19 protein-coding genes, 2 pseudogenes and 1 riboswitch are annotated in these 19,075 nt (G+C 26.9%); of the genes and pseudogenes, 17 read left to right on the plus strand and 4 right to left on the minus strand.

The window, feature by feature from the left end:
- Positions 1 to 58 precede the first annotated feature (58 nt).
- The 4 genes from J7M87_RS14870 to J7M87_RS14885 all read left to right on the plus strand — a co-directional run bounded on the left by J7M87_RS14870 (position 59) and on the right by J7M87_RS14885 (position 3,880).
- A complete protein-coding gene (locus tag J7M87_RS14870) occupies positions 59 to 940 on the plus strand; it encodes a pirin family protein (protein WP_291652047.1) in 882 nt (293 codons plus the stop codon).
- Positions 941 to 1,190: 250 nt separating this feature from the next.
- Positions 1,191 to 1,787: a class I SAM-dependent methyltransferase gene (locus J7M87_RS14875; RefSeq protein ID WP_291652079.1), complete on the plus strand. Its 597-nt coding sequence runs from the start codon at positions 1,191 to 1,193 to the stop codon at positions 1,785 to 1,787.
- A gap of 25 nt (positions 1,788 to 1,812) precedes the next feature.
- Positions 1,813 to 2,673 carry a class I SAM-dependent methyltransferase gene (locus tag J7M87_RS14880; RefSeq protein ID WP_291652048.1) on the plus strand — a complete coding sequence of 287 codons (861 nt, stop codon included), beginning with the start codon at positions 1,813 to 1,815 and terminating at the stop codon, positions 2,671 to 2,673.
- Positions 2,663 to 3,880 carry a radical SAM protein gene (locus tag J7M87_RS14885; RefSeq protein WP_291652051.1) on the plus strand — a complete coding sequence of 406 codons (1,218 nt, stop codon included), beginning with the start codon at positions 2,663 to 2,665 and terminating at the stop codon, positions 3,878 to 3,880. Before J7M87_RS14880 ends, J7M87_RS14885 begins: the two co-directional genes overlap by 11 nt.
- Positions 3,881 to 4,071: 191 nt before the next feature.
- On the opposite strand, the gene J7M87_RS14890 is transcribed toward J7M87_RS14885, so the two are convergent.
- Genes J7M87_RS14890 through J7M87_RS14900 form a run of 3 tightly spaced genes read right to left on the minus strand, consistent with a single transcriptional unit; the run spans position 4,072 to position 6,313 of the window.
- The gene (locus J7M87_RS14890; protein ID WP_291652053.1) at positions 4,072 to 4,761 is read right to left on the minus strand and encodes a radical SAM protein; all 690 of its coding nucleotides are present in this window, start codon (positions 4,759 to 4,761) and stop codon (positions 4,072 to 4,074) included.
- Positions 4,754 to 5,323, minus strand: coding sequence for an ECF transporter S component (locus J7M87_RS14895; protein ID WP_291652055.1), 570 nt, complete (start codon positions 5,321 to 5,323; stop codon positions 4,754 to 4,756). Before J7M87_RS14895 ends, J7M87_RS14890 begins: the two co-directional genes overlap by 8 nt.
- Positions 5,324 to 5,338: 15 nt before the next feature.
- Entirely contained in the window at positions 5,339 to 6,313 is a 975-nt protein-coding gene (locus tag J7M87_RS14900) for a nucleoside hydrolase (protein WP_291652057.1), read from the minus strand.
- A 330-nt stretch (positions 6,314 to 6,643) separates the two neighbouring features.
- Positions 6,644 to 6,688, minus strand: a riboswitch (PreQ1 riboswitch).
- A gap of 263 nt (positions 6,689 to 6,951) precedes the next feature.
- Between J7M87_RS14900 and J7M87_RS14905 the strand changes: the two genes are divergently transcribed.
- Together J7M87_RS14905 and recA are read left to right on the plus strand one after the other, a co-directional pair.
- Positions 6,952 to 7,461 carry a CarD family transcriptional regulator gene (locus J7M87_RS14905; RefSeq protein WP_291652059.1) on the plus strand — a complete coding sequence of 170 codons (510 nt, stop codon included), beginning with the start codon at positions 6,952 to 6,954 and terminating at the stop codon, positions 7,459 to 7,461.
- A gap of 19 nt (positions 7,462 to 7,480) precedes the next feature.
- Positions 7,481 to 8,620, plus strand: a complete 1,140-nt coding sequence (gene recA / locus J7M87_RS14910; protein WP_291652081.1) for a recombinase RecA — start codon at positions 7,481 to 7,483, stop codon at positions 8,618 to 8,620.
- 316 nt (positions 8,621 to 8,936) lie between these two features.
- On the opposite strand, the gene J7M87_RS14915 is transcribed toward recA, so the two are convergent.
- Positions 8,937 to 9,863, minus strand: a complete 927-nt coding sequence (locus J7M87_RS14915; RefSeq protein ID WP_291652061.1) for a helix-turn-helix domain-containing protein — start codon at positions 9,861 to 9,863, stop codon at positions 8,937 to 8,939.
- A 375-nt stretch (positions 9,864 to 10,238) separates the two neighbouring features.
- On the opposite strand from J7M87_RS14915, the gene J7M87_RS14920 reads away from it, so the two are divergent.
- From J7M87_RS14920 to J7M87_RS14970, 11 genes and pseudogenes are all read left to right on the plus strand, one after another.
- Positions 10,239 to 13,730 (plus strand): VWA domain-containing protein, encoded by a 3,492-nt coding sequence (locus tag J7M87_RS14920; RefSeq protein WP_291652063.1) that lies wholly within the window; start codon positions 10,239 to 10,241, stop codon positions 13,728 to 13,730.
- A gap of 29 nt (positions 13,731 to 13,759) precedes the next feature.
- On the plus strand, positions 13,760 to 14,101 hold the full coding sequence (locus J7M87_RS14925) for a hypothetical protein (protein WP_291652065.1): 342 nt from the start codon (positions 13,760 to 13,762) through the stop codon (positions 14,099 to 14,101).
- Positions 14,102 to 14,528: 427 nt separating this feature from the next.
- Complete coding sequence (locus J7M87_RS14930; protein WP_291652067.1) at positions 14,529 to 15,047, plus strand: sigma-70 family RNA polymerase sigma factor; 519 nt, start codon at positions 14,529 to 14,531, stop codon at positions 15,045 to 15,047.
- A gap of 1 nt (position 15,048) precedes the next feature.
- A complete protein-coding gene (locus J7M87_RS14935; RefSeq protein WP_291652069.1) occupies positions 15,049 to 15,939 on the plus strand; it encodes a DUF4179 domain-containing protein in 891 nt (296 codons plus the stop codon).
- Between the two features lie 209 nt (positions 15,940 to 16,148).
- Entirely contained in the window at positions 16,149 to 16,463 is a 315-nt protein-coding gene (locus J7M87_RS14940; protein WP_291652071.1) for a hypothetical protein, read from the plus strand.
- A 149-nt stretch (positions 16,464 to 16,612) separates the two neighbouring features.
- Positions 16,613 to 16,876 carry a nucleotidyltransferase domain-containing protein gene (locus J7M87_RS14945; protein WP_291652083.1) on the plus strand — a complete coding sequence of 88 codons (264 nt, stop codon included), beginning with the start codon at positions 16,613 to 16,615 and terminating at the stop codon, positions 16,874 to 16,876.
- Between the two features lie 416 nt (positions 16,877 to 17,292).
- Positions 17,293 to 17,619, plus strand: coding sequence for a PadR family transcriptional regulator (locus J7M87_RS14950; RefSeq protein WP_142690032.1), 327 nt, complete (start codon positions 17,293 to 17,295; stop codon positions 17,617 to 17,619).
- A pseudogene (locus J7M87_RS14955) lies at positions 17,616 to 17,963 on the plus strand (DUF1048 domain-containing protein). Before J7M87_RS14950 ends, J7M87_RS14955 begins: the two are co-directional and overlap by 4 nt.
- Before the next feature lie 9 nt (positions 17,964 to 17,972).
- Positions 17,973 to 18,323: a DUF1048 domain-containing protein gene (locus J7M87_RS14960; protein WP_291652075.1), complete on the plus strand. Its 351-nt coding sequence runs from the start codon at positions 17,973 to 17,975 to the stop codon at positions 18,321 to 18,323.
- Between the two features lie 142 nt (positions 18,324 to 18,465).
- Positions 18,466 to 18,654, plus strand: coding sequence for a cysteine-rich KTR domain-containing protein (locus tag J7M87_RS14965; RefSeq protein WP_291652077.1), 189 nt, complete (start codon positions 18,466 to 18,468; stop codon positions 18,652 to 18,654).
- 177 nt (positions 18,655 to 18,831) lie between these two features.
- Positions 18,832 to 18,960, plus strand: a pseudogene (locus tag J7M87_RS14970) (ABC transporter ATP-binding protein); the annotation flags it as partial.
- Positions 18,961 to 19,075 lie beyond the last annotated feature (115 nt).

Below are 19,075 nucleotides of genomic sequence, written 5' to 3' on the forward strand. Positions count from 1 at the left end.
AATTAGTGATATATATTATATAAATAAAAAAATATTCAATTTCGAAAGGTAGTATATTATGAAAAAATTTAGAACTATAGAAAGTATATTTAGAGGTACAGAACCTCACATGGTTGGAGATGGATTTAGAGTTTCTCAATACCTACCAACAGGAATTAGCTCAATGGATAGGTTATCTCCATTTTTATTACTGGATTATCATTTACCACATTATTATGAACCTTCTAAAACTAGGTTAGGAGTTGGAGCTCATCCACATCGTGGATTTGAAACAGTTACTATTGCTTACAGTGGTAAAGTTGAGCACCATGATAACAATGGAAATCATGGAATTATAGGACCTGGGGATGTTCAGTGGATGACTGCTGCATCAGGAGTGCTTCATAAGGAATATCATGAAGCAGAATTTAGTAAGAATGGTGGAGTTTTACACATGATTCAATTATGGGTTAATCTTCCTAAAAATCAAAAGATGAAAGATCCTAAATATCAAACTTTACTAAAAGAAAATATGGGAAAATTAAAGCTTGATAATAATCAAGGAGAGATGAGTATTATTGCAGGAGAAGTAAATGGAGTTAAAGGGCCTGCAAGCACATTTACTAATATAAATATGTATAATGTAAACTTAAAAAACTTTGGTAAGGTTAAATTAAAGGAGGCTAGTAATTTTAATACAGGAATACTTGTATTAAAAGGTGATGTTAAAGTAAATGAAGAAAGTGATGCTAAAGAAGGTGACTTTATTTTATTTAACAATGTAGAAGGCGATATTTCAGTAGAGTCAAAAAGTGAAGAATCCTTATTTATTGTATTAAGTGGAGAACCAATAAATGAACCTATTGTTTCTCATGGACCATTTGTTATGAATACAATGGAAGAAATATTTCAAGCATATGAAGATTTTAGAAATAATAAATTTGGAACAGAAAACTTTTAAGATATAAATAGATAAGATGAACCTATATAATATAAGTCAAAATAGATTTATATTATATAGGTTTTTAATTTATTTAATAAGAAAGATATTTTTTGAATCCTATTATTTTTATTAAAAAGTAAATTTATTATAGTACTTAATTCAAACTTATATATTAAATAAAAATACATGTTTTAGAAAAATTTAAGAAAAATATACAAAAGCTGTAAGAGTTACATGTTATTATATAATTAGTAAATATTAACAGAGGATTTGCAAGGAGAACTATATGAGTTACTTATTTAAATATTACAATAAGCAATATGACAAGTTTATGAAAATATTTAATTTAGATAAAAATAAAGAAATAGTAAAAGTAATAAAAGATGTTAATAACTTAGAGATTTTAGATATTGGTGGGGGAACAGGAACTCTTGCAGATATTTTAATAAATTTAGGCGCAAATGTAACTATTCTTGATCCAGAAGTTAAAATGACTAACATAGCTAAGGAAAAAAATAATAAAGTCAATATAATTAATGGATATTTAACTAATATAACATTAAATGATAATTTATTTGATTTAATTATAATGAGAGATTCATTTCATCATATCCAAGATAAAGAAGAAACATTAAAAGAATGCAAAAGCTTACTAAGTGATAAAGGAAAAATTTTAATTTATGAATTTGATAGAACTCATATAATAACTAAACTTATATACATTTTTGAAAGATGTTGTTTTGAAAAAGTTAAAATGCTATCTAAAAGTGAAATAAAAAAATTAGCTTCAAAGTATTTTAATGATGGTGAAATAATTGATATATCAAGTTATGAGTATATATACTTTGGAGAAAAATCAAACTAGAGGAGTTACTTAATGAATACTTTAAATGGGAATATTCAAAATTACAAAATTATTATTATCTAAAAGGTACACAAACTTAAATGATATAGCAAATTCCTATACAAGAGTAAGTGAAAATTATAATGAGTCTTTCTTAAAGGAAATGCACAAATACAATAAAGAAATGTTAGATAAGCTCATTATAAGATATATTGATAATAAAGATAACTCATCTCCTAAAATTCTAGATCTCGCTTGTGGGACAGGCTTTAATAGTAATTTTTTAAATTCGAAAATTAACAGCTCAAACTTTACCTTAGTAGATATATCAGAAGGGATGTTAAATGAATCTAAAAAAAATTTAAGTTTAAATGCTTACTTCATAAAAAGTGATATGTTATCTTTTTTAAAAAGTTCAAAAGATAATAGTTTTGATATTGTTATATGTTCTTGGGCAATTAAATATCAAAATCCACATGAAATTATAAAAGAGGTTTCTAGAGTTATAAAAAAGGATGGATACTTTGCAGTAATAGTTAATTTAAAAGGTACATTGCCAGAGGTTAGAAAAATATATCCAAAACTTATTTTAAGAAACTATAATAAAGTTAATAAAATAATGAAAGAGCTTCCTAATCCAATTCATTATAAGACCTTTACAAGATGGTTTGAAAAAGAAAGTTTTTCTAAGATAGAAGTAAAAAGTGGATCTCATATATTTAATTTTGAAGATACAAAATCATTAGTTTCTTTTGTAACATCTACAGGAGCTTTAGCTGGATTTGATGCTATGTTAAATATGGAGGATGAAGAGGTCAAAAGTTCAATGATTAAGTTATTTAATGATAAAGAAATAAAAACAATTACTCATAAATATGTTTGGGGGATTTTTAAAAATGATAAGTAATGCAATTCCAATTATAAAGGCAATGTTAAATAATGATGTAAGAAATAATTTCTTTTATATACATAAGAGATTTAAAAAAAGCAAGGATTATAAACCTATAAATGTTATAAAGTGTGGTATGAATGTTATAAAAAACGATAGGCTAGCAGTTCATAATGGTAATTTTGTAGTTAATTCATTTTTGCCACCTTTAAATAGCATTGCTTATAAAAGTATTGTAGATGCAGTTCCAGGAGAAAATGATGAATTCTTTTACAATCATACTACTGGAAAAAGACTTGCTCCAATTTCTACATACATAGCTATTACAGGAAGATGCATGTATAATTGCTGGCATTGCAGTGCAAAAAGATTTATAAAAGATAAAGATGATAAATCAAGAGAAATGACAACAAATCAAATAAAGACAATAATAAAATCTCTTCAAGATTTAGGCGTTGGAATAATTGGATTTACAGGTGGAGAGCCTCTTCTTAGAAATGATTTAGAAGAAATAATAAGTAGTATAGATAATAGAAGTATTTCATACTTATTTACAAATGGCTATTCATTAAATCAAAACAAAGCAAAAGAATTAAAGAAAGCTGGTCTTTTTGGTGTAGGAATAAGCATAGATAGCTTATATAAAGAAAACCATGACAAAAAAAGAGGGTTTAATGGAGCTTATGAAAATTCAATTTCAGCAATAAAAAACTGTAAAGAAGCAGGACTTTATACTATGGCTCAAACTGTATGCACAAAAGAAATGCTAAAAAGCGGAGAAATATATGAATTAGGTAAGTTTCTAAAAACTTTAGGAGTAGATGAAGTTAGGATATTAGAGCCAATACCATGTGGATCTCTTTTAGTAAAGTCAGATGAAATCTTCTCTAAGGAAGATAAAGAAGAGCTTATAAAGCTTCATATAAAATTCAATAGAGATAAAGGATATCCTAAAACATCAGTATTTCCATACGTTGAATCAAAAGATCAATTTGGATGTGGAGCAGGGGTACAACACTCTTATATAGACAATGAAGGAAACTTTTTACCTTGTGACTTTGTTCCTGAAGGATTTGGAAATGTATTAAATGAAGATATAAAAGATATATGGGATAATATGCATGGTAAATTAGGGCAAGCTAAAACCTATTGCTATGCAAAAAAATGCGATAAATGCAGCGAAAATGAGTTGCCTAGATATTATAAATTACTTAGTGGAAGATAATTATGAATTGACAACTACACTTAATGATATGTATTAACCTTCTGATTTTTATATAATATCCCAAGTTAATACATATCATTAATGAGGTTAATTCTACAATTAATAATTTCTTAGTGGAGAAATATAATTTAGCGAAGATAAATAGAAGGTGGAATAAGAATATCTATTTATCGTAGCCTTTATATTCTCAACTAGTCTCCTACACCAAAATCTGTATTATTATACAGCACTTCGATATTATCGTAGTGATTTAAGTACTTATATTCTTCAACGAACCATTTTACTAATTCTTCGTCTCTTTTTATATCTGTTGTATTATTAACAAAAACATTTAATGTTGCATATTTAAAGTTTTTAAGGACTATATCTATATCTTTATTTATCATTTCTTTAGTTTGTCCTTTTACTCCAATTAGTAAGCAAACTGATTCAAAATGTGATTTTACGTCATCTGGAGTTTTGAAGTTTGCATTTTTGTTTAATACTAAATTTCTAAAGTTATTATCAAAGGTTTCCACACCTATTTTAAATATAATTGGAATACCAAAGAAGTCTCTCATTTCTTGTAATCTATTTTTATAGCACCAATGGCTTTCTAAAAAAAGTTTTTCTATATTTTTTTCTTGTATTATTTTCTTTATATCATTTAGTGTTTCTTTTGGGATTTCAAAGCAACTACCTGAATTTATAACTTCTAATACTTTGAATTCTCCAGTGATATTTTTTAATACTTCTTTATTTAGCTTTACTATTTCTTCTTTATTTAAGCTATTATCATCTATATAATCACAAAAACTACATTTACCCCAAATACAAGGGAATGATTTTAATAATACAATTTCTCTAATATTTTTGTTAGTTATTTTATTATATCTATCCATTTATACACCTATTATTTATAATTTCTTTCATATTATTTGGCAGGGATTTAATTAGCATTAATACAATAAATATAGTGGAAGATTTATCTAGTAAATCAAATAATATTTGAGTTGAGAAAACGCTAGCTACTATATTTACACCAACATTCTTTAAATACATAACTACAAATGAGGTTCCAGATGATGTTATTCCACCAAAAACATATGCAGAAATAAGTGATGCAACTAGTGAACCTGCAATAGTTGAAATTAAAATCCCTAAAACTATGAATTTGCCCTTAAATAATCCTTTTTTATAGCATAAACCAGCAACTAATCCTATTACTATTTGAACTGGGAAGAAGTACAATGAATATGGATCAAAAGTAAAGCCATTTATTAACGATTTAGCCAAACCAGTTATTGCACCACTTATTGGACCAAATAAAAAAGCAATTAAGAAAGTTCCAATTGTATCTATAAATATTGGAAGCTTAAGAGCAATAGCAATGAATCCTCCAAGAATGTTTATGGTAATTGCAATAGACATAAGTGTTATTTTAAAAGTATTATTTCTTTTCATATATCCTCCAATGATTTAACCTATGTAATATTTCTTATTATTAAGAATCAAGTCTATATCTTCTTTATTGTTTGGGAATAATCTATATAAGAACATTTCCATGAATTTTCTTGAATTAACTTTAGTTAAAACTAATCCATTATGTTCTTTCCTATAAAATTCTCCTACATCAATTAAGGTTTGTCCCATAGCAATTCCATCTGTAACAATATCTAAATAGGAAGTAAATCCTTCACAAATACTTTTATCTATAAAATAAGCCACAGCTAAAGGATCATTAATAACACAACCAAGAGTTCTTTCTTGCTGCCAATGGAAATCAACATAAAACCTTGTTATATCTACAATAAATTTTCCTATTACATCATTGAATTGATTAATAACTTCTATAAGGTTAGGAGTTAAAACTATTTCACGAGTAACGTCTAAACCAACCATTGAAAAAGGAACTTTGCTCTTATCAAATACCTTTTTCACACTATGAGGATCAACCCAATAATTAAATTCTGCAACTTGAGAGCAATTACCATGAGATTTAAATGCACCACCCATAGATACTATTTCATTAATCATATTAAATGCAGCTTCATCTTTTTCTAAAGCTTTAGCTAAGTTAGTTAAAGGGCCTAAAGCAATAATGCTAACATCACCTTGTTTAGCACTATCTAATATAAAATCAACTCCATTATGATTAATTTCAATATTAGCTTCTTCATAGTTAGTTTCACCTAATCCATCTTCCCCGTGAGTATCTTGTGCAGTAACTAAATCTCTAACTAAAGGAGTACTTTCTCCAACATAAACTTTGACATCTTCTCTTTTAAGAAGTTTTAAAACCTTTAATGCATTTTTAGCACCTTGATTAGCACAAACATTTCCAGACACAATAGTAATTCCTATAACATTTAATTCCGAGGAATTCAAAGCTAGAAGTAGAGCAAGAGAATCATCGATACCTGGATCACAATCAATTATTACTTTTCTTTTCATTTTCATTTCTCCTTTATTTAATAGTATGTAAAATTTATATTCAGAAAAATAAAAAAGGAACGAACTATAAAGTTCATTCCATCTCAAATAAAAAAGTGGACATAAATAAGTTTACTTATTTCATCCTTCATTAAAGTAAACACAAACTTACATATGTCCACTTAAAAATAGAAAGACGTAATTTATAAAAAGCTATTAGCAGAGTAAACCTATAAAATACTAGAATATAAAAAGAGCCATTAATTACTAATAGCCCTTTATAAAAATCTAGTTTATTATTTTATTGAAGCTTAAACAACAAAATTAATCTAATTTAAAATACATTAAATTAGGGTCCTAGTTTTTTATAGAGGGATGGTTACGAACCTCTCTCAGAATTATTCTGAGTATATAAATTTTATGTTAATAGTGTATAATAAAAGTTTAAATTTTTCAATAATATCTTATTATAAAAAATATCTTTAAATTTTTATAAAAAGTTTTGCTTACACTCATCAATTTTTTTATGCTAAAATAATATTAAAGGTTCTAGTACTTTATTTAATAATAAGAGCAGAGATTAATATAATTATAGAAGTTTTGTAAATGCGCATAAGTAAACGTTTACCAAACTTCTATTTGACAAGGAGGCATTTTAAATGTTTAAGAAAGGGGATTTAATTCTATATTCAGTTCATGGCATTTGTAAGGTAGATGATATATGTGAAAAGACGATTTCTCATGTAAAAAAGCAATACTATATATTGCATCCTATGAATGATAAGAATTTAAGTATAAGTACTCCAGTAGATAATGATAAGGTAGCAATATTAGAGCTTCTTACAAAAGAAGAAGCAGAAGAAATTTTAGAATCATTTAAAAAACCAGGTATGGATTGGATAGAAGTAGATAGGGAAAGAGGTGAAGTATATAGTGAAATTATAAAGCAAGGGAATCGTAGAGAAATTGTAAGAATAGCTAATACTTTAATGAGAACAAAGAATAGCTTAGAGAAAAATGGCAAGAAATTTCATGAAAAGGATAAAAAGATTTTATCAGATATTCAAGGTATTCTTTTTTCAGAATTAGCATTTTCTTTAGATACTACGCCAGAAGAAATAGCTAAAACAGTAAATAACTATATAAAGGAAACAAATTATTTAAATTAGAGGTGAAAAATTTTTGAACATTAATGATGAAAAACTTTTAGCAATAGATTCAGTTATGAAACAAATAGAAAAACAATTTGGAAAGGGCTCAGTTATTAAACTTGGGTCCAATCAAATAATGGATATAGAAACAATATCAACTGGATGTCTAGCGTTAGATATAGCTTTAGGTGTTGGAGGAGTTCCCCGTGGTAGAATAATAGAAGTGTACGGACCAGAAAGTTCAGGTAAAACTACAATTGCTCTTCATATAATTGCAGAAGCACAAAAGTTAGGAGGAGTAGCAGCATTTATTGATGCTGAACATGCTTTAGATCCATCCTACGCTAAAAATTTAGGAGTAAGTACTGAAGACTTAATAGTGAGCCAACCAGATACTGGTGAGCAAGCTCTAGAAATAACAGAAGCACTTGTAAGATCAAATGCTGTAGATGTACTAGTTGTTGACTCTGTTGCAGCCCTTGTTCCTAGAGCTGAAATAGAAGGAGAAATGGGAGATTCGCATATAGGTCTTCAAGCAAGATTAATGTCACAAGCATTAAGAAAACTTACAGCAGCAATAAATAAATCTAAGTGTGTTGTAATATTTATAAATCAATTAAGAGAAAAAATTGGAATTATGTTTGGAAATCCTGAAACAACAACAGGAGGACGAGCTCTTAAATTCTATGCATCTGTAAGATTAGATATAAGAAAAATTGACACTATAAAAGTAGGAGAAAACATTTTAGGAAGCAGGGCTAGAATAAAAGTAATAAAAAACAAAGTTGCACCACCATTTAAACAAGCAGAATTTGATATTATGTACAATGAAGGTATCTCAAAAGAAGGAAACCTTTTAGATATAGCTGTTAATGAAGATATAATAAACAAAAGTGGTACATGGTTTTCCTATAATGATATAAGATTAGGACAAGGCAGAGAAAACTCAAAAGCATATTTAAAAGAAAATAAAGATTTATCCCTTGAAGTAGAAAATGCAATAAGAGAAAATCACAACTTACCAATAGCAATGACTCCCAAAGTGAAAGAAGATACTGTTAATGAATCTAAAATAAGTGAAGCAAATAAAGAAGATAACTTGATTGATAAACATAAAATAGATGGAGAAAATAATAAAGTTAATTACCTTGATAAGGATAAAAAAGCACAAGAATAACTAATAAGGTAATTAAATATATATTACAATTAAGTTACTATAATAGTAAAATATATAGATTATAAATAATAAGAAACGTATATGAAATTTAAATAGATATTTTTTCTATTAAAATTTATATACTTTTCTTATTTTAAACTACTAGTAAAATATGTTTATATATAAAACTGGTGAATAATATATAAGTTAATATAATTATAAGAATGTAAATTAAATAGAATATTATATGAATATTTTAAAAAATAGCTTAAAAATATTCTAAATACTAAAGTGTAAATATAAAAGAAGAAATTTAATAAAAAATTTATATAAGCGATTATTCTAACTTAGTAATTTTTTCTCCATATTTTTCTAATAATTCATGTTTGCAACTTAATGAAAATTTATCATGTCCTAAAATATCGTATAAACAAACAAATTTACTAAAATTTTTAATTGAAAGATCAAATTCTCCTAGACATTCATGACATTGTCCCAGAATATAAAATAAATCTGCTAAAACACAAGAAAAATTATTACATATGCAATTTTTTATTCCATCATCTGCATATAGTATTGCATTTTCATAATCCTTTTGAATAAAAAGGAGTTTTGATAAATTATAATAAATTTCTGAAATTAAAGATACATCTAAATCAACATGGAAAATTTTTATGTTATTTATAAGTGATAGCAAAATATCATGCGCAATTGAGAACTCACACAATCTGCAATATGTAGCAGCTATAGAATGGATAATTTTAATTTCATTAATACTTAAAATACTTTTAAATAACTCCTTTGTATCATCATATTTGACTGTTAGATTAAGTAGTTCTAAATAATAATCAATTGAGATGCTAGCATCATTAATATTAGTTAGTGCTATCCCCTTATACCAACATAATAATTGTTTAATATTAGTTAAATTAATATCATAATTATACTGCGGTATCATTTCTATTTCTGAAATTAATGAGAGAATATCGTTATATTTTCTTCTTAATCTTAATTGTTCCAAATTTTCGAAGAGTACTGAGAAATAAACTGGATTTGTACAATTTAAAAACATAATATATTTTGTTATATCTACAGCTAGCTTTTCAGATAATTGATGCAAAAGAAATACTGAAGGAAAATGCTTACCCTTTTCTATTCTATACAATTGACTTGTTGAACATATTCCAGAAGCAAGTTCTTCTTGTGTAATCTTTTTATTTATTCTTAATTGTTTAATAATTAACCCCAAATTATTTTGATCCATATAAAATATTATCCTTTCAATAGGCATTTTTGCATATATATCTATTTTAAATGAAATGATAAAATACAATCAAGGATAAATTTTCCAAAAATGAAAGTAGGTGAGGTAAGTGAAACAATCAATAGTATCTAAAGTTCTTGTAAACATAAGTATATATTCTGTACTATTAGTTGCAACTCTGTCTGATATGCCATGGTGGGGATAATAAGTAATAATATTCTTTATTAATATTTACATTAAAATAAACAAATAAAGATATTTGAGTAATAATGAATTCGGCTTATATAAGAATAACAAATTTACTAAAATAATATCTTATTATTCTTAATAATTAGAATAAAACAAAAAATATTATATTTAAAGGGGTTAGAAATGATGGAATTAAAGAAAAAATTTCTATCAGCCATGTTAGTATTTTTGTTAATATTACAGTGCTTTCCTAGTAATGTGTATGCTAATACTTTAGAAGATAAAAAAGATTCAGTAGAAGCTATAGATTTTACTTTATTTTCTGCAAGTGAAGATACAGCATTGTCTATTAACGGTTCAAATGCTAATGTTAATGGTGATATACATACAAATGATAGTTTTGTATATCATGGTTCAAACATTAATATTAATGGGACATGCCAATCAGTTGATAAAATAAAGGTTACTAGTTCTAAATCAAACATAACAAAAAAGATTGAAGATTCAACAATTATTCAAATGCCAGATTATACAGAAGAAATAAAATCAATAGCAAGTGTTGACGCTGATATATATAAATCTAATAAAAAATATACTGGAAACAATATAATTATGCAAAACTCAGTAATTGTTGATGGTAACATTAATGTAAATGGTTCAAAATCTAATATCAATGGATATGTTATCGCAACTAAAGATATATCATTTAATACATCAAAAACTGAAAGTAGATTAGAAAAGGGCATAGTCATTGCATCTGAAACTGGAAATATTACCTTTAACGGATCACTTGTAAACTTAAAGGGGATTATTTATGCACCTAAAGGAACAGTAACAATTAATTCAGCTAATTTTACTTTAACTGGCAGAATAATAGCTGACAAGATTATCTATAGAGGTAGCTCTTTAAATGTTATGAGTAGTAATGACGATTATGAGTTAATTAATGGACTTGAAATAAAAGAAGCGCCAAAACTTAATATAGAAAAAGTAGATAATGGTTTTAAGCTTAATTGGAATGCTGTAAAAAATGCGACTAAATATTCTATTATGAGAAAAGTTGATCAAGGTGAGTATGAGGTTATTTATGATACTTCTCAAAATTCATATATTGATATAAGCTTAAATGCACAAGGAATATATGCTTATAAAGTAGTCGCCTCAAATATAAAAAATGAATCTAAAGAGTCAAATGAAGTATTTGCATATGTTAGTGAAATGGGAAATGATATTTTGGATATAGATAAAACTTATACAGACACAGATGGAGACGGATTAACAGATTTTCTTGAAATTAACAAATACAAGACAGATATAAATAATCCAGATACAGATGGTGATGGAATAAGTGATGGCAATGAGGTATTTAAGCTATTTACAGATCCTGCAGAAAAAGATACAGATAAAAATGGTATTACAGATGATAAGGAAGACTTTGATATTGATGGTATTAACAACATAGATGAAGTTACAAAGAATACTGATCCTTGGTCTAATGACTCTGATCTTGATGAATTAACAGATTTTCAAGAGATATATAGCTATAATACAGATCCAAATAAAGAAGATACAGATGGTGATGAGCTATTAGATAATAATGAAATTTTACAAGGAACTAATCCTCTTGTTGCAGATACTGATAATAATGGTATTAAAGATGGAGATGAAATATTTAATATTTTAACAGAAATTAATGGTAAAGAGAAAGATATAAATGTGGAAGCTTCAGTATCAATGGATTTAGAAGGGAAGAATATTGATAGTGTTTCTATCTCAAATGTTGGAGAAGCTAATCCATATTTACAAAGTACTATCCCAGGTTATATAGGTGCACCATATGAGTTCTTTGCCCCTATGGATTTTGATAGTGCAAAAATTCAGTTTAATTTTAATAAGGAGTTATTAAGTCAAAAAGACTTTGAACCTGCAATATATTATTTTAATGAGGAAACAAATCTACTAGAATTGCTACCTAATCAAACAGCTGATTTAGTCAATTGTACAGTATCTACTGAGGTTAATCACTTTTCAACATATATATTACTTAATAAAAAATCAGTTGATGAATTTTGGGCAAAAGAAATGAAAGCTCCATTTGAAGGAGATATTGAAAATGTTGAACTTGTTATAGGGTTTTCTATTGATTCTTCTGGTAGCATGTCATGGAATGACCCAACAGGGCTAAGAATAGAAACTGCTAAAGAATTTGTTGATAAAATGGATGACAATGATAAGGCAGCTGTAATTGATTTCGATAGTTCTGCTAAAGTTAATTGCTCATTGACTACCGATAAGACAGTAATAAAAAATGCAATCGATAAAATTGATGATTCAGGTGGGACTGATTTAGGAGCAGGTGTGAAAGCTGCATTAGAGCAGCTAAAAACAAGCACTTCAAAAGCAAAATACATTATTATGTTAACAGATGGAGAAGGTTCATACAATCATAATTTAACACAACAAGCAATCAATCAAGGGGTCAAAATTTACACTATTGGACTTGGTAGTAGTATAGATGTAAATCTGTTGAAGAATATAGCTGAGTCAACAGGAGGAAAGTACTACCATGCTTCTACGGCTTCAGATTTATCTGGTATTTTTGAAGAAACTTCTGAAGAAACTGTTGATTTAACAAAAGATACTGATGGAGATGGATTATCAGATTATCATGAAAAAAGAGGAGTTAGAATAAATACTAATTGGATAAAAACAGAATATGACAACCCAGACACTGATGGAGATGGATTAAAAGATGGTGAAGAGTTAATATATATAAATAAATATTTTCAAATGAAAACAAATCCATTAAGTTCAGATAGCGATAATGATGGAATTAATGATAAACTTGATCCAGAACCTATGATATACAGTATCACAGATAGGACTCTTTCATTAGCAGCAGGATTAAGCTATACTAATTTGAATTCAAGCATTGGAAATACTGTCGGGGAAAAGGGAGAAAGGGAATTAAAGAATTTTAAAATTATTGAAGCAAATGATTGTGGATTTTTAACATTTCAAGAGTTTTTTGATAAAGGATTAGGTAGTGTTACTATAAAAATTTCAAGACCAGGAAAAAAAGATGCAATTATATATGCACTTAGAGGAACTGAATTTAATAGCGATCCATTAAATGATGGTATTACTGATTTATTTCTTGGGTTGGGAGTAGATACAGAGCAATCACACAAAGCATTTATTGAATATAAGAAGATAGCAAAAGAATATTCTAATGCAGATTTTTTCATTACTGGACACTCATTAGGAGGAAGATTAGTACAAGATGTGTTATATGAAGTTTATGATGCTAATGATGGAACATTAGGTCTATTTAAAAGTAATATAACTGAACCAATACATTCAGCAACTTTTAATGCATTAGGATATAATAAACAGCAATACTTTACTAATTGGTTATTTAAGATAGGGAATGTAGAAAAAATTAATAGTAAGCTATATAATTATTACTTTAATAAAGATTTAGTTGGAGAGGGGCTAGGTAACAGCTTATTGTTTGAAAGATTAGGAACTGAAGTTGGTGAATGGACTGCAACAGATTCCAATGGAAATGAGATACCAACAAGTTCTTGGTTGCCTTATGAATTTGGGAAATTACATGGAATTGATTTGTTTTATAATCAAAAAGGATTAATATATCCTAATTGTGATATTTATTGATATTATTGATAATTGTTAGTAGTTGAAATATGGATTATTTAAAATTGTATTATAAAGGTCACTTAAAATATTGGTATATGTACTTTGCAATAATCGTTGCAGTAATTCCTGGATATACAATTTCATTAATATTTTCATGGCTTCTTGCTAATTTAGGATTAAATGAATTCATTGCATTCTTAATAGCAATATTAATAGGTGGGGCTATATTTAGTTTACCTTTGTTATTTAGTAATTATAAAATTTCAAAGGATATACTAATTAAAGGGAAAAGTGAAATTAATATATACTTCTTAACTTTATTGAATCATATACCTTCATATTTAATTTGCTGTGTACTGTACATTGTTATAGTAAATTTATCTTCTTAGATACTATTTATATATAATAAGAATATGATTAATTAATTTAGTAACTACTATTAAAAATATGATTCCTTATTGAAATATGCTGAAATACAAAGAATTTTAAAGATGTAAGCAAGACTTTTATAAAAAGTTTTTGCTTACATTATTTTTTTAAATATACTGCAAAGTAAGGGGAGTCGCGTCTCGCGACGCCCTTTTAAGTTGTTTTTTTAATATATCTTTGATTTATTTAGTTGAGAAAATTTAATAAGATTTTCAAGGTTTTTTGATGGAGATTTCTTGTTCTTACACAAATATAAACTATATAAGAAAACCGTAGCTTTACATAACTTAAAAAAGTTCAATACATATTCTTATTTATGGTAAAATTAAGAAAAAACGCGAGATATTAAAATATTATTTGTATTACTATACGAAGGAGGGAAAAAGAGTGGATAAAAATATAGACGAAATCTATGAAAAATATTTTAATAGAGTATTTTTCTATGTAAAAAGAATTCTTAAAGATGTTGGAACTAACGAAGATATTGAAGATTGCGTAAGTGATGTGTTTTTAGCTCTATGGAAAGATAGTGATAAATATAATATTTCAAGAGGAAGTTATGATACCTTTGTAAATGTAAAAACAAGATCAATAGCACTTAATTATAGAAAAAAGCTGATATCAAAGAAAATTAAAGTTGAAGAATTTGATTGTAATTCTATTACAGATAAGGAAATTCTTATAACTGAAAATTATGTGATTGATAAATTTGAAAAGCAAAGAATAATACAAGAAATAGAAAGGTTCAAAGAACCTAATAGAAGTTACTTTTACTTAAAATATTTTATGAACTATGAAGTAAAGGATATAGCAAAAATGTTTAATACAACTGCAAGCGCAGTTGAAAATAGGCTTTATAGATGTAGATTAAAATTAAAGAAGATATTAAAAAAGGAAGTGATTTAATATGGATGATAAGGATATTTTTAATATTATAGATAATATTAATGATGATGAACTAGAAAGTTTAATGAATAATTTATATATTGAAAATATTACTGAAGATTTTGTTGATAATGAGATAAAAGAAAAAATAAGAAAGAAGTTAAATAAAAAAATTGAAAATGAAAGTAAAAATGATAGGAAAATAATTAATAATATAAAGAAAAATAGATGGATAAAAGGAGTAAGTGGAATAGTTGCAGCCATATTAATTTTTATCCTTACAATAAACTTTGTCCCAAGTATAGCTTATGCACTCGAAAAAATACCTATTATTGATAAATTAATCAAAGTTGTTAAGATGGATAAACATAAGTATGATAAGGGTTTCGAAAACTTAATAGAAAATGGAAAATATCAAGAAATAAATAAAACTGTAAAACACGGTAGCATTGAATTTACAGTAAATGCAGTTGTAGCTGATGATTCTAAGATGTGGATATCATATGATGTAAAAGAAGATCCTAATATATTGTGGAATATAGAGTTTCATAATACTAATAATGAGCCTTTAAATTGGATAGATAAGGGGAATAGGGATAAAAGATATGCAGAAATAGATTTAAATAAAAAATTAGAAGACTTTAAAATAGTCATAACACTTTTTAAAGATAATGAAATCTTTCATAAAGTAGGAAATGAAATAACTGAGGAAGAAGTTAATAAGTTTAAAGAAGAGATAGAAAATTATAAAATAACTAGCTTAGATGTGTTGGTTGAACTAGATAAAAGTATTTTTAGTGATTCACTAACGAAGGAATATGAAGTTGACAAAAATATTAGTTCTGACATTACTAATATAAAAATAGAAAAAATAGAAGCTTCCTTTGCAAGAACAAAGGTATATTTTAAGTAGAAAACAATAATAACCTTGCTAAAATATCCTTTAAAAATTTAAGGCTTATAGATAATGACAATAATATATACTTTGAAGCATCAGATAAGTCAATTTCAGACGAAGTAATATATAATTTAGAAACTGGTAAAAATACCATTATAGCAGAGTTATATGGAGGTATATCAAATATTGAAAATCTACAATTAATATGTGATAAAATAAGTTATGTGACTAATGAAGATAAATATATAACAGTAGATTTAGCAAATAAATTAGTTGAAGATAATAATTTAGGAATCACATTAAAGAATATAGAAGAAAATACAGTAGTATTAAGTGTGCCTGAAAATAATGTAGATATCAATGATCATAGCATATTATCAGATAAAGGAAATATAAAGTTTCTTAAGGTTATTGGGAAATATCCAGAAGGTGAATTTTTATATGAGTTTGATGATTTAAATTGCGATAAGTTATATTTTGAAGTGATGAAGGTTAAAGATAATATAGTGGATGGATTTGATGTTAAATTGTTTAAATAAGAAGTGACTAAAGAACAAAAGAGAATGGATTAACTATTTATAACAATTATGATATTTGTATTTAAAAATATTATGTTATAATTAAAATATAATATTATAATGAGGAAAATATTTAAATATAGCAGCAAGGTTTGATATAGAAGAAGTAAATCAAATTAGGTTGTTTTAAGTTCAATAAATATAGGTGCCTATTATATTTATCAAGAGCAAAAGGGAATTATAAGTATAATTCCGATATAGACATTGGAATTTTATGTGATAAAAAATATAAAGGTACCATATCAGAGGAATTAGATGAAATTGTAGGATTATATTCTTTAGATATAGTGTTTTTAGATAGTATGAATGAAGAAATAAAATCACAAATAAATAGAGATGGGTTGGAAATTTATAATAATTTTAGTGAAAGTTAAAAACTACTAGAAGAAAAAACTTATACGACATTAATTAATAAAATATTCATAGAGCAATGGGAGTCGCGTTTCGCGACTTCCTTTTTGGTTATTTATTTTTATAGAATTCTTCATTTTAAAAGAAATTGAATAAATTGATCTTATTGGAATATTTTTATTAAACTGTTGTAAAGTACACATAGTCAAATAAAGATTATAGATATTTTTATAATTTTTATAAATTTACAAAGGACATAACAAAACGCGAGCCTCTTTTAAACTATTGATTTTACTAGGTTTATCATTAGTTAGAAGTAAATTTATATCCGCAAAAACAAATAAATTATATTGACACCGCCACTACTAAGTGATACTATATAGTAGTAGTAAGTATTACTGAATACCAGTAATACTAGATAGTGAAGAAGGTGATTTACTTGGATAATATTACAGAAATGCTAAAAGGTGTCCTTGAAGGCTGTGTTCTTGAAATCATTAGCCATGAAGAAATATACGGTTATGAGATTACGAGAAGATTGAATACCCTAGGATTTTCAGATGTTGTAGATGGTACAGTTTATACCATATTAGTAAGGCTTGAAAAAAATAAATTGGTGGAAACTACGAAAAAACCATCTGATATGGGACCACCACGAAAGTTTTTCAAACTAAATGACGCAGGACGTGAAGAGCTAAAGAAGTTCTGGGCAAAATGGGAGTTTGTTTCAACAAAAATTAACGAGTTAAAGGAGAAGAAATCATGAATTTTTGGGAAAAAATTACGGGAAGTGACATGACTAAAGAATTAAAAAAATTTGAATTACGAGCTAAAAAACTACCTGCTGATTATCAAGAAGCATGAGAAAAAATTAAATCTAATCTTTGGCAGCACTCAGATTTCACAGGTCGTAATCTCATGCCAATTCTTGACGGTGTGATTGGATTGCTAGAAGAAACAGTTGCTGACGGTCAGAGTGTACAAGAGGCTTTGGGTGACGATATAGAAGGTTTTTGTTTTGCTTTAGTTGGCGAAGAAGGAGCAAATTCTTATCGCGATAAGTGGAGAAAACAACTTAATAATAATATTGCTAAAAAATTAGGTAAATAGGAGGATAAAATGGGAATACAAGATATCATCAAAGGTAAAAAAGAGTGGCGAGCACACGTGGAACGTGTTAAAGCGCTACCAAAAGATTATGTGATTGTTTATAAAGAAATTCAAAAATATCTCTTTAAGGTTGGACCAGTTGAACTAAGTGAAGGGACAGATTTGCTTACTGGAATTGTAGATCTTTTTGAAGAGGGCGCAGCTATGGGGAAAGGCGTACTAGAAGTAACAGGTAGAGACGTAGCAGCTTTCTGTGACGATTTAATCAAAGATTCAAAAACTTACGCTGACATCTATCAAGAATCAGTCGATAAAGAAGTTAACAAGGCAATGAAGAAAGTTACTGATAAAATAAAGTAAAATGGATATATCGAGATATAAAAAGCAATTGAAGAAAAGTATGAACCTATAACAAAGGTGTAGTACATTTAAAATCAGCATAATATTTATAGACATTAAAATTATAGTGGCAACCAACATCATAAATTAAGGGGATGATATAGTGTATAAAGATGAGTGGATATTATGCCCTGTCTGTAGCAACAAAACAAGGGTCAAGATACGTGTTGATACTGTTCTTGAAAACTTCCCGTTATTTTGTCCCAAGTGCAAAAAAGAAACGATAATTAATGTAAAACAACTTAATATATCAGTTATTAAAGAGCCAGACGCTAAGACGCAGAGCCGATAACATGTGATTAAAATCATGTGATTATCGGCTCTTTTTTATTTTAACTAATCAAGCACTTTGTAATATAAATTACTTATAAATTTACTTGAAATAGTTAAATTGAAAAGATCAAGTTGTATTCAAAAGATTAGATGTAAATTCAAAAAAAATTACTATATTTTAGAGGAGGAAAAGAAAATGAAAAGAAGTATCATAAAAATTAAAGGAGTAAAAAAATCTTACAAAGATGTAGAAGTACTCAGAGGGGTAGACTTTGAAGTAGAGCAGGGAGGTATATTTGTATTACTAGGTTCTAACGGGACAGGATTATATAGATAACTGCGGAAAAATGCATGAATAAAGGAAAAATTAAAATTGAATAGAAAAGTCTTTATCACGTTAAAAACGTCATTTGTTAAAAACAAGTGGCGTTTTTTTGTTG

Source organism: Clostridium sp., assembly GCF_017888565.1.
GTDB lineage: Bacteria > Bacillota > Clostridia > Clostridiales > Clostridiaceae > Clostridium.

What these genes read in the sequence shown, in the direction of transcription:
- J7M87_RS14920 (WP_291652063.1), top strand. Translation starts at nt 10,239, where the DNA reads ATGGAATTAAAGAAAAAATTTCTATCAGCCATGTTAGTATTTTTGTTA.
- J7M87_RS14960 (WP_291652075.1), top strand. Translation starts at nt 17,973, where the DNA reads ATGGGAATACAAGATATCATCAAAGGTAAAAAAGAGTGGCGAGCACAC.
- J7M87_RS14925 (WP_291652065.1), top strand. Translation starts at nt 13,760, where the DNA reads ATGGATTATTTAAAATTGTATTATAAAGGTCACTTAAAATATTGGTAT.
- J7M87_RS14900 (WP_291652057.1), bottom strand. Translation starts at nt 6,313, where the DNA reads ATGAAAAGAAAAGTAATAATTGATTGTGATCCAGGTATCGATGATTCT.
- J7M87_RS14915 (WP_291652061.1), bottom strand. Translation starts at nt 9,863, where the DNA reads ATGGATCAAAATAATTTGGGGTTAATTATTAAACAATTAAGAATAAAT.
- J7M87_RS14880 (WP_291652048.1), top strand. Translation starts at nt 1,813, where the DNA reads ATGGGAATATTCAAAATTACAAAATTATTATTATCTAAAAGGTACACA.
- J7M87_RS14870 (WP_291652047.1), top strand. Translation starts at nt 59, where the DNA reads ATGAAAAAATTTAGAACTATAGAAAGTATATTTAGAGGTACAGAACCT.
- J7M87_RS14895 (WP_291652055.1), bottom strand. Translation starts at nt 5,323, where the DNA reads ATGAAAAGAAATAATACTTTTAAAATAACACTTATGTCTATTGCAATT.
- J7M87_RS14935 (WP_291652069.1), top strand. Translation starts at nt 15,049, where the DNA reads ATGGATGATAAGGATATTTTTAATATTATAGATAATATTAATGATGAT.
- J7M87_RS14885 (WP_291652051.1), top strand. Translation starts at nt 2,663, where the DNA reads ATGATAAGTAATGCAATTCCAATTATAAAGGCAATGTTAAATAATGAT.
- J7M87_RS14890 (WP_291652053.1), bottom strand. Translation starts at nt 4,761, where the DNA reads ATGGATAGATATAATAAAATAACTAACAAAAATATTAGAGAAATTGTA.
- J7M87_RS14905 (WP_291652059.1), top strand. Translation starts at nt 6,952, where the DNA reads ATGTTTAAGAAAGGGGATTTAATTCTATATTCAGTTCATGGCATTTGT.